A 13,674-nucleotide genomic window follows, 5' to 3' on the forward strand; every position below is an offset into this window, starting at 1 on the left:
CCATGACCGACGACTTCGCGAAAATGATGAAGGCATGGATGGAGCAGGGCCAGGACTTGGCCCGTGCCTTCACGCCGTCCTTCGAGGGCGTCGATGTCAAGGCGTTCGAGAAGATGTTCCCGACCATGCCGAAAGAGCTGCTTGAGGCCTGGTTCGGCAAGACGTTCAACCCCGAAGGGCTGGATGCGCGCACCCGGTTTCTGGTGACGATCACCGGCCTGACCGTTCTGGGCGTGCAGTCCGAGCCGCAATTCCGGGTCACGATCCGCAACGCGCTGGCGGCAGGCGCCACCCGGCGCGAGATTGCCGAAGTGATCTGGCAGACAGCCATGTTCGGCGGCCTGCCCGCCATGCAGAAGGCCCTTGAGATCGCCCAAGAGGTCTTTGCCGAAACCGAGGAGAAAGACGCATGAGCGTTGCCGATTATGCCTTCTACGCCTTTGCCATCGTCACGGTGACGGCGGGGCTTCTGGTCACGGTGTCGCGGAACCCCGTGCATTCGGTGCTGTGGCTGATCCTGGCCTTCCTGTCTTCGGCGGGGCTGTTCGTGCTTCTGGGGGCGGAATTCGTGGCGATGCTTCTGATCATCGTCTATGTGGGCGCGGTTGCGGTGCTGTTCCTGTTCGTCGTGATGATGCTGGACGTGGACTTTGCCGAACTGAAGGGCGAGATGGCGAAATACATGCCGCTGGGGCTTCTGATCGGGGTGGTGATCCTGATGCAGATCAGCCTCGGGATCGGCGCCTGGGTCCAGGCCGAGGGCGCGATGGGTCTGCGGCAGGCCGTGGCCCCGGACATGACGCAGGTGGAAAACACCAAGGCGCTCGGGCTTTTGCTTTATGACAAGTATCTGATCCTGTTCCAGCTGGCGGGCCTGATCCTGCTGGTCGCCATGATCGGCGCGATCGTGCTGACCCTGCGCCACCGCGCGGACGTGAAGCGGCAGAACGTGCTGCACCAGATGTGGCGCGACCCGGCCAAGGCGATGGAGCTGAAGGACCTGAAACCGGGGCAGGGGCTGTAAGCATGAAGCTGGCCGTCGCCATCACAGCGGCCCTTGCCGGGACCGCGCCGACAGCGGGGGATGCACAATCGTGCAAGCCGTCGCTGACCGGTGTGGTATCGGGCGCGGCGGTGCGCGGTGCGGCCTGCGAGGTGCATTACCAGGTGACGCCCACGACACGGATCGGCCTGGGGCAGGCGCAATACTACGCCGGCCGCTTTGCCTGGCAGTCGGCCTATCAGTCGGACGGATGTCAGGGCGAGACGCATTACGTGGTGATGGACTGCAAGACGAAGAATGCCGTTGTCCTTGGAACCTACCGGTTCGACGACCGGACGCCGCCGGGGCCGCTGTTCCTTGACCGCATGGGCAAGGCCTTTGCCGCCAAGCTGGACCGGGGCGAGGACGATGTGATTGAGGCCGCGCGGGCGCGGGCGCGCGAGGTCGGCCTGCGCGATCAGGTCGCGCTGCGCACCGATGGCAGGATCACCCTGAACGGGCGGGTTCTGGGACTGGGGTGCGCCTGCGCCGGCTATTCCAAGGGGCAGATGCCCCTGAACTGAAAACGGTCCCCGGTCCACGGGGGCACAAGAAAAAACCGAAGGGCGGACTGACCGCCGACGAGGGAACGAACGATGGTAGGACTTGAACATTACTTGACGGTCGCGGCAGCGCTGTTCGTCATCGGCATCTTCGGCATCTTCCTGAACCGGAAGAACGTGATCGTCATCCTGATGTCGATCGAACTGATCCTTCTGTCGGTGAACATCAACCTGGTCGCCTTTTCGTCCCATCTGGGCGATCTGGTGGGGCAGGTGTTCACCATGTTCGTCCTGACGGTCGCGGCGGCCGAGGCGGCGATCGGGCTTGCGATCCTCGTCACCTTCTTCCGCAACCGCGGCACCATCGACGTCGAAGACGTAAACGTGATGAAAGGCTGAACCCATGGCCACGATCATTCTTTTCGCGCCCCTGATCGGGGCCCTGATCTGCGGCTTCGGCTGGCGCTTCATCGGCGAGAAGGCCGGGCAGGTCATCGCCACTTCGCTGGTGTTCCTCGCGGCGCTTCTGTCCTGGATCATCTTCCTGGGCCACGACGGCGAGACGCAGCAGATCGTCCTGATGCGCTGGATCGAAAGCGGATCGCTTTCGACCGAATGGGCGATCCGGCTGGACCGGCTGACCGCGATCATGCTGGTGGTCGTGAACTCGGTCTCGGCGCTCGTGCACCTTTATTCCTTCGGCTACATGGCCCATGACGACAACTGGGGCCATCACGAACACTACAAGGCGCGGTTCTTCGCGTATCTGTCGTTCTTCACCTTCGCCATGCTGATGCTGGTGACGTCGGACAACCTGGTGCAGATGTTCTTTGGCTGGGAAGGCGTGGGCGTGGCCTCGTATCTGCTGATCGGCTTCTACTACAAGAAGCCCAGTGCCAACGCCGCCGCGATCAAGGCCTTTGTCGTCAACCGCGTCGGCGATTTCGGCTTTGCGCTTGGCATCTTCGCGCTGTTCTACCTGACCGACTCCATCCGCTTTGACGATGTCTTTGCCGCCGCTCCGACACTGGCGGAAACGAACCTGTCGTTCCTCTGGACGGAATGGAATGCGGCGAACCTGATCGGGGTGCTGCTGTTCATCGGTGCGATGGGGAAATCGGCGCAGCTGATCCTGCACACCTGGCTGCCGGACGCTATGGAAGGCCCGACGCCCGTGTCGGCGCTGATCCATGCCGCGACGATGGTGACGGCGGGCGTGTTCCTCGTCTGCCGGATGTCGCCGGTCTATGAATACGCACCGCAAGCCACGGCCTTCATCACCGTGCTGGGGGCCACGACCGCCTTTTTTGCGGCGACCGTGGGCCTGGTGCAGAACGACATCAAGCGCGTGATCGCCTATTCGACCTGTTCGCAGCTTGGCTACATGTTCGTGGCTGCCGGTGTGGGTGTCTATTCGGTGGCGATGTTCCACCTGTTCACGCATGCCTTCTTCAAGGCGATGCTGTTCCTTGGCGCGGGCTCGGTGATCCACGCGATGCATCACGAGCAGGACATGCGCAACTATGGCGGCCTGCGCAAGAAGATCCCCTATACGTTCTGGGCGATGATGATCGGCACGCTGGCCATCACCGGCGTGGGCATCCCTCTGACGCATTTCGGCTTTGCCGGCTTCCTGTCGAAGGACGCGGTGATCGAAAGCGCCTATGCGGGCACGGCAGGGGGCTATGCCTTCTGGATGCTGGTGATCGCGGCGCTGTTCACCTCGTTCTATTCCTGGCGTCTGATCTTCATGACGTTCTACGGCAAGGAACGGGGCGACCATCACACCCACGAACATGCCCATGAAAGCCCGAAGGTCATGCTGGTGCCGCTTGGCGTGCTGGCGATCGGCGCGGTCTTTTCGGGGATGATCTGGTACAACGTCTTTTTCGGCAAGGAAGAGGCCGTGCGCGCCTGGTTCGGGATGGAACCGGCCGCCGCCCATGCCTCGGCCGAGGCGGGCGACCATGCGGCCGTTACCGCCGCTGCCGAAGGCCATGCCGCCGACACCGCTGCCGCCGCTGAAGGCACCGAGGCCTCCGCAGACACCGCAACCGACACCGCAGCCGCGACCGAAGGCCATGCCGAGGCCGTCGCCCACGCGGCGCCGAAGGGCGCGATCTTCATGCATCCGGAAAACACCGTGCTGCATGACGCGCATTACGTGCCGAAATGGGTGAAGCTGTCGCCCTTCGTGGCGATGCTGATCGGCCTGTTCACGGCCTGGATGTTCTACATCAAGAACCCCGAACTGCCCAAGCGTCTGGCCGAACAGCAGCGTCCGCTGTACCTGTTCCTGCTGAACAAGTGGTATTTCGACGAGATCTACGATTTCCTCTTCGTCCGTCCGGCCAAGTGGCTGGGGGGCTTCCTGTGGAAGCGCGGCGACGGCAAGGTCATCGACGGGTCGATCAACGGTGTGGCGATGGGGATCGTTCCCTATCTGACCCGCCTCGCCGGTCGGGCGCAGTCCGGCTATCTGTTCCACTACGCTTTCGCCATGGTCTTGGGCATCGCCGCCCTTGTCACCTGGATGACGCTCTTTGGGGGCGCGCACTGACATGGATAACCTGCTTTCCATCATCACCTTCATCCCGGCCGTGGCAGCCGCCATCCTGGCGCTGTTCCTGCGGGGCAATGACGCGGCGGCGCAGCGCAACGCCAAGTGGCTGGCGCTTCTGGCCACCACGGCGACCTTCCTTGTCTCGCTCTTCCTGCTGGCGGGGTTCGATCCGGCCAACACCGAGATGCAGTTCGTCGAGGAATACACCTGGATCGCGGGCCTTCAGTACAAGATGGGCGTGGACGGCATCTCGATCCTGTTCGTCATGCTGACGACCTTCCTGATGCCACTGACCATCGCCTCGGCCTGGGAGGTCGAACACCGCGTCAAGGAATACATGATCGCCTTCCTGATGCTTGAGACGCTGATGATCGGCGTGTTCACGGCGCTGGATCTGGTGCTGTTCTACCTGTTCTTCGAGGCGGGCCTGATCCCGATGTTCCTGATCATCGGCATCTGGGGCGGCAAGGAACGCATCTATGCGGCGTTCAAGTTCTTCCTTTACACTTTCCTCGGCTCGGTTCTGATGCTGGTCGCGATGATCGCGATGTATGTGGACGCGGGCACGACGGACATTCCCGCGCTGCTGGATCACACCTTCGCTTCCGAAACGCTGTCGATTGCGGGCGTCCATGTCGTCGGCGGGTTGCAGACGCTTCTGTTCCTGGCGTTCTTCGCCTCTTTCGCGGTCAAGATGCCGATGTGGCCGGTCCACACCTGGCTGCCCGATGCCCACGTGCAGGCACCGACGGCGGGTTCGGTCGTGCTGGCCGCGATCCTCTTGAAGATGGGCGGCTACGGGTTCCTGCGGTTCAGCCTGCCGATGTTCCCGGTGGGGGCGGACGTGCTGGCGCCGCTCGTGTTGTGGATGTCGGCCATCGCCATCGTCTACACCTCGCTGGTGGCGCTGGCGCAGGAGGACATGAAGAAGCTGATCGCCTATTCCTCGGTCGCGCACATGGGCTATGTGACGATGGGGATCTTCGCGGCCAACCAGCAGGGCATCGACGGCGCCATCTTCCAGATGCTGTCGCACGGCTTCATCTCGGGTGCGCTGTTCCTTTGCGTTGGCGTGATCTATGACCGGATGCACACCCGCGAGATCGACGCCTATGGCGGCCTTGTCGTGCGGATGCCCGCCTATGCGCTGGTCTTCATGTTCTTCACGATGGCCAACGTGGGCCTGCCGGGCACCAGCGGCTTCATCGGGGAATTCCTGACGCTGATGGGCATCTTTAAGGTCAACACCTGGGTTGCCGCGGTGGCCACCTCGGGCGTGATCCTGTCGGCGGCCTATGCGCTGTGGCTTTACCGTCGGGTCGTCTTCGGCGACCTGATCAAGGAAGCCCTGAAGACCATCACCGACATGACGACGCGCGAACGGGCGATCTTTGCGCCGCTGATCGCCGCGACGCTGATCCTGGGCGTCTATCCGAGCCTCGTGACCGATATCATCGGCCCGTCGGTTTCGACGCTCGTGTCCGACTACCATGCCGCGCTGCCCGCCGTAGAGGGCACGCAACTGGCTTCGCACTGAGGGGCAAGACAAGATGACTGCGCTTGATTTCAACACTGTCCTGCCCGAGGTGATGCTGGCCATCTATGCCATGGCGGCACTGATGTTCGGGGTCTATACCTCAAAGGACAAGGTCGCCCCCCTGCTGACATGGGTCACCGCCGGGGTCTTTGCCGTGCTGGCGCTGTGGATCGGCGCGGGCGGCGAGGGCGCGCGCGAGGCCTTCGGTGGTCTCTTCGTAGACGATCCCTTCGCGCGTTTCGCCAAGGTCGTGATCCTGCTGTCGGCCGCGGCCGTTCTGGTGATGAGCCAGGACTACATGGAACGCCGCGGCATCCTGCGGTTCGAATACCCCGTGCTTGTGGCGCTTTCGGTCGTGGGCATGATGGTCATGGTGTCCTCGGGCGACCTGATCACGCTTTACATGGGCCTCGAACTGCAATCGCTGGCGCTTTATGTCATCGCCTCGATCCGCCGCGACAGCGTCAAATCGACGGAAGCCGGGCTGAAGTATTTCGTCCTTGGCGCCCTTTCGTCGGGTCTGCTGCTGTATGGCGCGTCGCTGACCTATGGCTATGCGGGCACGACGCAATTCGCGGGCATCCTGTCCACGCTTCAGGGCGAGGTGCCGGTGGGCCTGTTGTTCGGTCTGGTGTTCATGCTGTCGGGGCTGGCGTTCAAGGTTTCGGCCGCGCCCTTCCACATGTGGACGCCCGACGTCTATGAAGGCGCGCCGACGCCGGTCACCGCCTTCTTCGCCACCGCGCCCAAGGTCGCGGCGATGGGGCTGTTCGCGCGGCTGATCCATGATGCCTTTGGCGCCATTCCGGGCGACTGGGGGCAGGTGATCGCGGCGCTGGCCGTCCTGTCGATGTTCCTTGGCGCCATCGCCGCCATCGGCCAGCGCGACATCAAGCGTCTGATGGCCTATTCCTCGATCGCGCATATGGGCTATGCGCTGGTGGGTCTGGCCGCAGGCACGGTCGCGGGCGTGCAGGCGACGCTGATCTACATGGCGATCTATGTCACGATGAACGTGGGCACCTTCGCCTTCATCCTGTCGATGGAACGGGATGGCAAGCCTGTCACTTCGATCGACAGCCTGAACATGTTCTCGAAGAAGGAACCGATGAAGGCGCTGGCCATGCTGGTGCTTCTGTTCAGCCTGGCGGGCGTGCCGCCGATGGTGGGCTTCTTCGGCAAGTTCTATGTACTGAAGGCCGCAGTCGATGCCCATATGACCTGGCTTGCCATCGCGGGCGCGGTCGCATCGGTGATCGGGGCGTTCTACTACCTGCGCATCGTGTTCTTCATGTATTTCGGCAAGGACGCGGATACCGTCGAAAGCCGGATGGTGCCGGTGCAATGGGCGCTTTTCGTGGCCTCGGCTGCGATCATGCTGGTGGGCATCGTGAACCTGTTCGGGATCGAGGCTTCGGCCGCCCTGGCGGCGGAAACGCTTGTCCGCTGAGCCGGACCCCTGGCCCGAGGGTACGGCCCGGATCGTGCTGGACAGTGTGGACAGCACAAATGCCGAGGCGTTGCGCCATGCGCCGGGCCCGGCCTGGGTGGTCGCGGGCGAACAGACCGCGGGGCGGGGGCGGCGTGGCCGCCCCTGGGCCTCTCCCCGGGGCAATTTCTATGGCTCGTTGATCCTTTCCCCGCGCGAGGCGCCCGAGATCGTGGCGCTGCGGTCCTTCGCGGCGGCGCTGGCATTGCATGATGCCTGCGTGGCGCTGACCGGCAGCCCGCAGGCCTTTGCGCTGAAATGGCCCAATGACGTGCTTCTGAACGGCGGCAAGCTGGCGGGCATCCTTCTGGAAAGCGTGGGGCAGGGCCGGGGTGTGGCACATCTTGTGATCGGGATCGGCGTGAACCTGATCGCGGCGCCTGATCCCTCGCAGGTGGAACAGGGCGCGCTCTGTCCCGTAAGCCTGCTGGCCGAAACCGGGCTGCGGATCACGCCCGCCCGGTTTCTCGATCAGCTGGCCCCAGCCTATGCACGATGGGAAGAAACGCTGACCGGCCGGGGCTTTGCGCCCCTGCGCGAAGCATGGCTGTCACGGGCCGCCCGGCTGGGCGAGCCGATCCGCGCCCGCACCGGGACCGAGACGCATGAGGGCATCTTCGAGACCATCGACAGCACGGGGGCGCTCGTGCTCAATCAGGGTGGGCAGCGGCGGGCCATTCCGGCGGCCGAGGTATTCTTCTGAACGAACGGGGGCGGGCCATGCTTCTGGCCATCGACTGCGGAAATACGAACACCGTCTTCTCGATCTGGGACGGGGCGCGCTTCATCGCGACATGGCGGATCGCCACCGATCACAAGCGCACGGCGGATGAATATTTCGTCTGGCTGTCCAGCCTGATGATGCTGACAAAGACCGATGCGAACATCACCGGGGCGATCATCAGTTCGACCGTGCCGCGCGTGGTCTTCAACCTGCGGGTTCTCTGCAATCGCTATTTCGACTGCCGCCCGCTGGTGGTGGGCAAGCCCGGCTGCGAATTGCCGGTCGCGCCCCGTGTCGATCAGGGCACGACCGTGGGGCCCGACCGCCTGGTGAACACGGTGGCCGGGTTCGACCGGCACGGCGGCAACCTGATCGTGGTGGATTTCGGCACGGCGACCACCTTCGACGTCGTGGACGTGGACGGCGCCTATATCGGGGGCGTGATCGCGCCGGGGGTGAACCTCAGCCTCGAGGCGCTGCACATGGCCGCCGCCGCCCTGCCGCATGTCGATGTCACGAAACCGCAATCCGCCATCGGCACGAATACGGTGGCCTGCATGCAGTCGGGCGTGTATTGGGGATACATCGGCCTTGTCGAGGGCATCGTGCGCCAGATCCGTCTGGAGCGGGAAAGCCCGATGAAGGTCATCGCCACGGGGGGCCTTGCCCCCCTGTTCCAGCAGGGAACCGACCTATTTCATTCGGTTGAGGACGATCTGACCATGCATGGTCTGATGCTCATCAACCGGTACAACAGCGAACTGGAAACCGCATGACGAAGAACGACCGCCTGATCTATCTGCCGCTTGGCGGCGCGGGCGAGATCGGCATGAATGCCTATGTCTATGGTTACGGCCCCGAGGACCGGGAACGCCTGATCCTTGTCGATCTGGGCGTGACATTTCCCGATATGGAAACCTCGCCGGGGGTGGACCTGATCCTGCCCGATATCTCGTGGCTGGAAGCGCGGGCCGACCGGATCGAGGCGATCTTCATCACCCACGCGCATGAGGATCACATCGGCGCGCTGGCGCATCTCTGGCCCCGGCTGAAGGCCAAGGTCTATGCCCGCAAGTTCACCGCCACGATCGCGCGGCTGAAGTTTGACGAATTCGGCCTGCCGCTGGAGGCGATCCATACGGTTGAACCGCGCCCCGCCAAGGTGCAGGCCGGGCCGTTCAGCGTGCAGTTCGTGCCGATTTCCCATTCGATCCCGGAAAGCGGGGCGCTGGTGATCGACACGCCGGCGGGGCGCGTCCTTCATTCGGGCGACTTCAAGCTGGACGAGACGCCGGTGGTGGGCGAGCCCTGGAACCCCGAGGTCTTTCGCGACATCGCCGCCGAGCAGCCCGTGAAGGCGCTGATGTGCGATTCCACGAATATCTTTTCGACCCATGCGGGGCGGTCCGAAAGCAGCCTTGCCGACCCCTTGCGCGACTTCATCTCGAACGCCACGGGCATGGTCGTGGCGACGACCTTCGCCTCGAACGTCGCGCGCCTGAAGACGCTGGCGCAGGCCGCGCGGGCCTCTGACCGGTCGATCTGCCTTCTGGGGCGCGCGATGCAGCGCATGGTTTCGGTCGCCGAGGAAACCGGCGTGCTGACCGATTTCCCCCGGATCATCACCGCCGAACAGGCGCTTGAGGTCCCGCGCCGCAACCTGATGCTGATCGTGACCGGCAGCCAGGGCGAACGCCGCGCGGCCAGCGCCCAGTTGGCCCGTGGCAAGTATCTGGGGCTTGAGATGAAAGAGGGGGATACGTTCCTCTTTTCGTCGAAGACGATCCCCGGCAACGAACGCGGCGTGATCCGCGTGATGAACGCGTTTTCCGAAATGGGGGTCGAGGTCTTTGACGACCACGGCGGGATGTATCACGTTTCGGGCCACGCGAACCGGCCCGATCTGGAAACCTTCCACGACATCATCAAGCCCGCCATCCTGATCCCGATGCATGGCGAACACCGCCATCTGCGCGAACATGCGCGTCTGGCGATCACGAAGGGCATCGCGTCTGAGGTGGTGACCAACGGCATGATGATCGACCTGACTGGCGAGACGCCGGAAGTGGCCGAATATATCGAGGCCGGGCGCACCTATCTGGACGGCTCTGCCCTGTATGGCGCGATGGACGGCGTGGTCCGCGACCGCATCCGCATGGCGTTGAACGGGCATGCCCTTGTCACCGTGATCCTGGATGAACAGGACGAACCCTTGGGCGATGCCTGGGTCGAACTGATGGGCCTGATCGACCGCACCCGGAACGGCCAGTCGCTGGCCGAGACGATGGAAACCGAACTGACCGAATTCCTGGACCGTGCCGGGCGCAAGGTGCTGAGGGATGACGCCAAGACCGAAGAGGCGATCAAGCGCATCGTCCGTCAGGTCGCGATGGAAGAGATCGGCAAGAAGCCTGAAGTGACCATCGTCATCAGCCGTCTTCAGGAAGGCTGAGGGCGGGTAGCTTCCCGGCGGGGCGGCCCGCCACCCGGAATCAGAAGGGCGCCGGAATACGGCGCCCTTTGTCATTCTGGACCTTGGCCGGATCAGCCTTCGGCGGCTTCGTCTTCGGTATCGGCATCCGTGTTGGCCGGTGACGCAAGGCGGAAGCTGCGCAGGATGAAATCGGGAACGTGGTCCCCCATGCCTACGACATTGTCGCCGCGATCGTCGCGGCGGCGGTGGTCGCGCCGGTCATCACGCCGGTCTTCGCGGCGGCCATCCTTGCGATCGTCCCGCCTGTCTTCCCGGCGATCGTCGCGGCGCGGTTCGCGGGCGGTTTCGGATGCGCGCTCGGCATGCCTGTCTTCGCGGCGATCCTCTCGCCGGTCATCGCGGCGCGGTTCGGCGCGGGTTTCGGCCTGCGCCGGTTCGACCGAAGCCGGAACCGGATGGGCGGCGCGGGCCTCGGCGGCTTCGGCGGCCTCTTCCAGCGGGTCCTCGCGCCGGTCGCGACCGCGCCGGTCTTCGTGACGCTTGCCGCCGCGCCCGCCACGGGCCGGCTTGCGGTCATCGCCCTTGCGGTCGGGGCGTCCGCCTTCGACCAGTTCGAACCCCTCGGGCAGCGCGCCGCGCGGGATTTCCTTCTTCACGAGGCTTTCGATCTGCGCCAGATACTTGCCATCCGCCGGCACCGCGATGGTGAAGGCCTTGCCCTTGCGGCCCGCGCGGCCGGTGCGGCCGATGCGGTGGACGTAATCCTCGGGATGGGTGGGCACGTCGAAGTTGAACACATGGCTCACGGCCGGAATGTCGAGCCCCCGCGCCGCCACGTCCGAGGCGACAAGAAGGTGCACGCTGCCGTCGCGGAAGCCGTCCAGGGTTTTCATCCGTTGCGACTGTTCAAGGTCGCCGTGGATGGGCGAGGCGTTGAAGCCGTGCGATTTCAGCGACTTCGCCACCACGTCCACGTCGATCTTGCGGTTGCAGAAGATGATCGCGTTGGTGCAGGCTTCGCCCTCGGCCTGGATCAGCGCGCGCAGCACGGCGCGCTTGTCGGCAAAGGTGCGGTCCTTGCGGGTGGGGGTGATCTGGATCAGCGCCTGTTCGATCGTGTCCGAGGTGGAATTCTGCCGTGCCACCTCGATCTTGACCGGGGCCGACAGGAAGGCGTTGGTGATCCGTTCGATTTCCGGCGCCATCGTGGCCGAGAAGAACAGCGTCTGCCGGGTGAAGGGGGTCAGCTGGAAGATGCGTTCGATATCGGGGATGAACCCCATGTCCAGCATCCGGTCGGCTTCGTCCACCACCATGATCTCGACCCCGGTCAGCAACAGCTTGCCGCGTTCGAAATGGTCCAGCAGGCGGCCCGGCGTGGCGATCAGCACGTCAACACCCCGGTCGATCAGCTTGTCCTGTTCACCGAACGACACGCCGCCGATCAGGAGCGCCTTGGTCAGGCGGGTGTGCTTGGCGTAGGTATCGAAATTCTCGGCCACCTGGGCGGCGAGTTCGCGCGTCGGGCAAAGCACAAGGCTGCGCGGCATCCGGGCACGGGCGCGGCCACGGCCAAGCCGCGTGATCATCGGCAGCGTGAAGCTTGCCGTCTTGCCGGTGCCGGTCTGGGCGATGCCCAGAACGTCGCGGCCCTCAAGTGCCGGCGGGATCGCCTGGGCCTGGATCGGGGTCGGGGTTTCGTAACCGGCTTCGGCCACGGCCTTGGTGACGCGCGGGTCAAGCGCGAGGTCAGAGAATTTGGTCATCAGCGTCCTAAAGATGCGGGATCGGCCCGCAAGGGTAAATGGGACGCGAGTTTCCGGGCGCCCCGGCGTCTGCCTGATGCTTCAGGCTGGTGCTGCGATACAGCAAATGACGGTTTGGGTCAAGGAAACCGATCGCCGTGCGCCGGGCGGCCGCCGCGGCCACCTACGACCTTGCAGGAAGCCGCCTTGCGGCGATTTCCGGGCTTTCGGCCTGCTTCCGTGCCGTCATCGCGGCAATCTGCACGGCACGTGCCATTTCCCAGGCGGAAAGGTTCGCGGGCTGGGTCGTGTCGATCCGCAACACTGTATCGCCCCGTTCGATCCTGGTGGCGGCCGCGACTTCGATCATTTCCGAAAACCTGTGGAACATGCCTTCCCGTGCCAGGGGGGAAAGGTCGCGGAACAGGAGCGGCATGCCCTTTGGCCGTGCCGCGGCACGATCCATACAGACTTTGATCGGGGCGTCGAAGATGATGGTGACGAACTCGTCGGTCACGCAGTCCAGAAAATCGCGGAACTCATCCGACACGCCCTGATCAATATAGCTGGCGATGCCCCGATGCAGCAGACCTTCATCGACCAGAACGATCTGGTCCGGGTCGATATGCGTCCGGACGAAATGCAGTTGCGCCAGCATATCCATGTTCCACAAAAGCCGGGCCTGATCGTGCCGGACCGTACGCATCAGGTGATCGAACAGTTCGGGGTTTTCCGACGCAAAGGAAAAGCATCCATAAAGCCCGACACGCTCTGATGCGCTTTGCAGGAAATTGATCCCGAGGCGAGACCTGTCCATCGCCTCGCGGGCCAGCGACTGAAGCCGGTCAGAGCGCAGCCCGCGCTTGCGGAACATGGGCAAGGCAAGGCTGCAAACGGCTGTCTTGCCCGCGCCCGGAAGACCAAGAAGTTCCACGAACATCGCGTTCGCTCAGGTGACGCGGTGGCACAGGATGTGGTGAACCTCTTCCGACTCGTCCGTCTTCACACACCGGAAATCGACCGGCATGAAGCCGTGGTCGCGCAGCAACGCCTCGACCGATGTCCGCGACATCCGCCCGGCCATCACCTCATCATCGGCGACGTCCTCGTCGCCAGCCGTGTTCACACCCAGCTGGATGATCGCATAACGGCGGGTGACGCGGGCGAATTCGGCCAGCATCGCCTTTGCGGCACCGAAGGTCACGATGTCGCGCAGGAACCGCGTCGAAACCAGCAGGTCGAAGGAGGCATCATCAAAAGGAAGGGCCGAGGCGTCGCCAACCGAACAGTGGCAACGGCGGAACAGGTCCGGCCCAAGCGCCTTGCGCGCGGCGTCGATCATCTGGCCGGAGGCGTCCAATCCCGAAATCCGGAACCCGCGTGCGGCGTAATAGGGAACGAACCGACCCGTGCCGAAGGGAACGTCCAGCACGCTCAGCCCTTCTGGCAGGCCGTTCAGAAGCGCTTCCATCTCGGTCTGTTCGACGTGCCACCAGGCCTGCCGCTTGCGCCGGGCCTCGTAGTTTTCGGCACGTTGATTGTAATAGGTGTCACCCTTGGGTGCGAGCCTTGCCGTCATGTCCTGCCTCACTGCCTTGCGCGTTAATCGCGCTTGGGCCAATGGTGCGGCAGAAGGG

The 13,674-nt window shown here is 64.0% G+C and carries 13 protein-coding genes; 10 read left to right on the forward strand and 3 right to left on the reverse strand.

What is annotated here, in order from left to right; all coding sequences use genetic code 11:
- The first annotated feature begins 2 nt into the window (after positions 1–2).
- From E7811_RS11805 to E7811_RS11850, 10 genes are all read left to right on the forward strand, one after another.
- On the forward strand, positions 3–413 hold the full coding sequence (locus E7811_RS11805; RefSeq protein WP_136394865.1) for a carboxymuconolactone decarboxylase family protein: 411 nt from the start codon (positions 3–5) through the stop codon (positions 411–413).
- On the forward strand, positions 410–1,024 hold the full coding sequence (locus tag E7811_RS11810) for an NADH-quinone oxidoreductase subunit J (protein ID WP_136394866.1): 615 nt from the start codon (positions 410–412) through the stop codon (positions 1,022–1,024). Before E7811_RS11805 ends, E7811_RS11810 begins: the two co-directional genes overlap by 4 nt.
- 2 nt (positions 1,025–1,026) lie before the next feature.
- A complete protein-coding gene (locus tag E7811_RS11815) occupies positions 1,027–1,566 on the forward strand; it encodes a hypothetical protein (RefSeq protein WP_136394867.1) in 540 nt (179 codons plus the stop codon).
- A gap of 72 nt (positions 1,567–1,638) precedes the next feature.
- Positions 1,639–1,944, forward strand: a complete 306-nt coding sequence (nuoK, locus tag E7811_RS11820; RefSeq protein WP_136394868.1) for an NADH-quinone oxidoreductase subunit NuoK — start codon at positions 1,639–1,641, stop codon at positions 1,942–1,944.
- A 4-nt stretch (positions 1,945–1,948) separates the two neighbouring features.
- Positions 1,949–4,105 (forward strand): NADH-quinone oxidoreductase subunit L, encoded by a 2,157-nt coding sequence (gene nuoL, locus E7811_RS11825; RefSeq protein WP_136394869.1) that lies wholly within the window; start codon positions 1,949–1,951, stop codon positions 4,103–4,105.
- A 1-nt stretch (position 4,106) separates the two neighbouring features.
- Complete coding sequence (locus E7811_RS11830; RefSeq protein ID WP_136394870.1) at positions 4,107–5,645, forward strand: NADH-quinone oxidoreductase subunit M; 1,539 nt, start codon at positions 4,107–4,109, stop codon at positions 5,643–5,645.
- A gap of 13 nt (positions 5,646–5,658) precedes the next feature.
- Entirely contained in the window at positions 5,659–7,095 is a 1,437-nt protein-coding gene (gene nuoN, locus E7811_RS11835; RefSeq protein ID WP_136394871.1) for an NADH-quinone oxidoreductase subunit NuoN, read from the forward strand.
- Positions 7,085–7,837, forward strand: coding sequence for a biotin--[acetyl-CoA-carboxylase] ligase (locus E7811_RS11840; RefSeq protein ID WP_246020408.1), 753 nt, complete (start codon positions 7,085–7,087; stop codon positions 7,835–7,837). Before nuoN ends, E7811_RS11840 begins: the two co-directional genes overlap by 11 nt.
- A gap of 17 nt (positions 7,838–7,854) precedes the next feature.
- Positions 7,855–8,634: a type III pantothenate kinase gene (locus tag E7811_RS11845; RefSeq protein ID WP_136394872.1), complete on the forward strand. Its 780-nt coding sequence runs from the start codon at positions 7,855–7,857 to the stop codon at positions 8,632–8,634.
- Entirely contained in the window at positions 8,631–10,310 is a 1,680-nt protein-coding gene (locus tag E7811_RS11850) for a ribonuclease J (protein WP_136394873.1), read from the forward strand. The genes E7811_RS11845 and E7811_RS11850 overlap by 4 nt, the downstream gene beginning before the upstream one ends.
- A 92-nt stretch (positions 10,311–10,402) precedes the next feature.
- Here E7811_RS11850 and E7811_RS11855 read toward each other — a convergent pair whose 3' ends face one another.
- The 3 genes from E7811_RS11855 to E7811_RS11865 form a co-directional block, all read right to left on the reverse strand.
- Positions 10,403–12,058 (reverse strand): DEAD/DEAH box helicase, encoded by a 1,656-nt coding sequence (locus E7811_RS11855; protein WP_136394874.1) that lies wholly within the window; start codon positions 12,056–12,058, stop codon positions 10,403–10,405.
- Between the two features lie 163 nt (positions 12,059–12,221).
- A complete protein-coding gene (locus tag E7811_RS11860; protein ID WP_168733013.1) occupies positions 12,222–12,977 on the reverse strand; it encodes a hypothetical protein in 756 nt (251 codons plus the stop codon).
- Positions 12,978–12,986: 9 nt separating this feature from the next.
- Positions 12,987–13,616 carry a class I SAM-dependent methyltransferase gene (locus E7811_RS11865; RefSeq protein WP_136394876.1) on the reverse strand — a complete coding sequence of 210 codons (630 nt, stop codon included), beginning with the start codon at positions 13,614–13,616 and terminating at the stop codon, positions 12,987–12,989.
- Between the last annotated feature and the right edge of the window lie 58 nt (positions 13,617–13,674).

The organism is Aliigemmobacter aestuarii, assembly GCF_004799285.1.
Classification (GTDB): domain Bacteria; phylum Pseudomonadota; class Alphaproteobacteria; order Rhodobacterales; family Rhodobacteraceae; genus Aliigemmobacter; species Aliigemmobacter aestuarii.

Bases quoted from the DNA above. Each gene is read 5' to 3' on its own strand.
- E7811_RS11805 (WP_136394865.1), top strand. From the start codon at position 3: ATGACCGACGACTTCGCGAAAATGATGAAGGCATGGATGGAGCAGGGC.
- E7811_RS11810 (WP_136394866.1), top strand. From the start codon at position 410: ATGAGCGTTGCCGATTATGCCTTCTACGCCTTTGCCATCGTCACGGTG.
- E7811_RS11815 (WP_136394867.1), top strand. From the start codon at position 1,027: ATGAAGCTGGCCGTCGCCATCACAGCGGCCCTTGCCGGGACCGCGCCG.
- nuoK (WP_136394868.1), top strand. From the start codon at position 1,639: ATGGTAGGACTTGAACATTACTTGACGGTCGCGGCAGCGCTGTTCGTC.
- nuoL (WP_136394869.1), top strand. From the start codon at position 1,949: ATGGCCACGATCATTCTTTTCGCGCCCCTGATCGGGGCCCTGATCTGC.
- E7811_RS11830 (WP_136394870.1), top strand. From the start codon at position 4,107: ATGGATAACCTGCTTTCCATCATCACCTTCATCCCGGCCGTGGCAGCC.
- nuoN (WP_136394871.1), top strand. From the start codon at position 5,659: ATGACTGCGCTTGATTTCAACACTGTCCTGCCCGAGGTGATGCTGGCC.
- E7811_RS11845 (WP_136394872.1), top strand. From the start codon at position 7,855: ATGCTTCTGGCCATCGACTGCGGAAATACGAACACCGTCTTCTCGATC.
- E7811_RS11850 (WP_136394873.1), top strand. From the start codon at position 8,631: ATGACGAAGAACGACCGCCTGATCTATCTGCCGCTTGGCGGCGCGGGC.
- E7811_RS11855 (WP_136394874.1), bottom strand. From the start codon at position 12,058: ATGACCAAATTCTCTGACCTCGCGCTTGACCCGCGCGTCACCAAGGCC.
- E7811_RS11860 (WP_168733013.1), bottom strand. From the start codon at position 12,977: ATGTTCGTGGAACTTCTTGGTCTTCCGGGCGCGGGCAAGACAGCCGTT.
- E7811_RS11865 (WP_136394876.1), bottom strand. From the start codon at position 13,616: ATGACGGCAAGGCTCGCACCCAAGGGTGACACCTATTACAATCAACGT.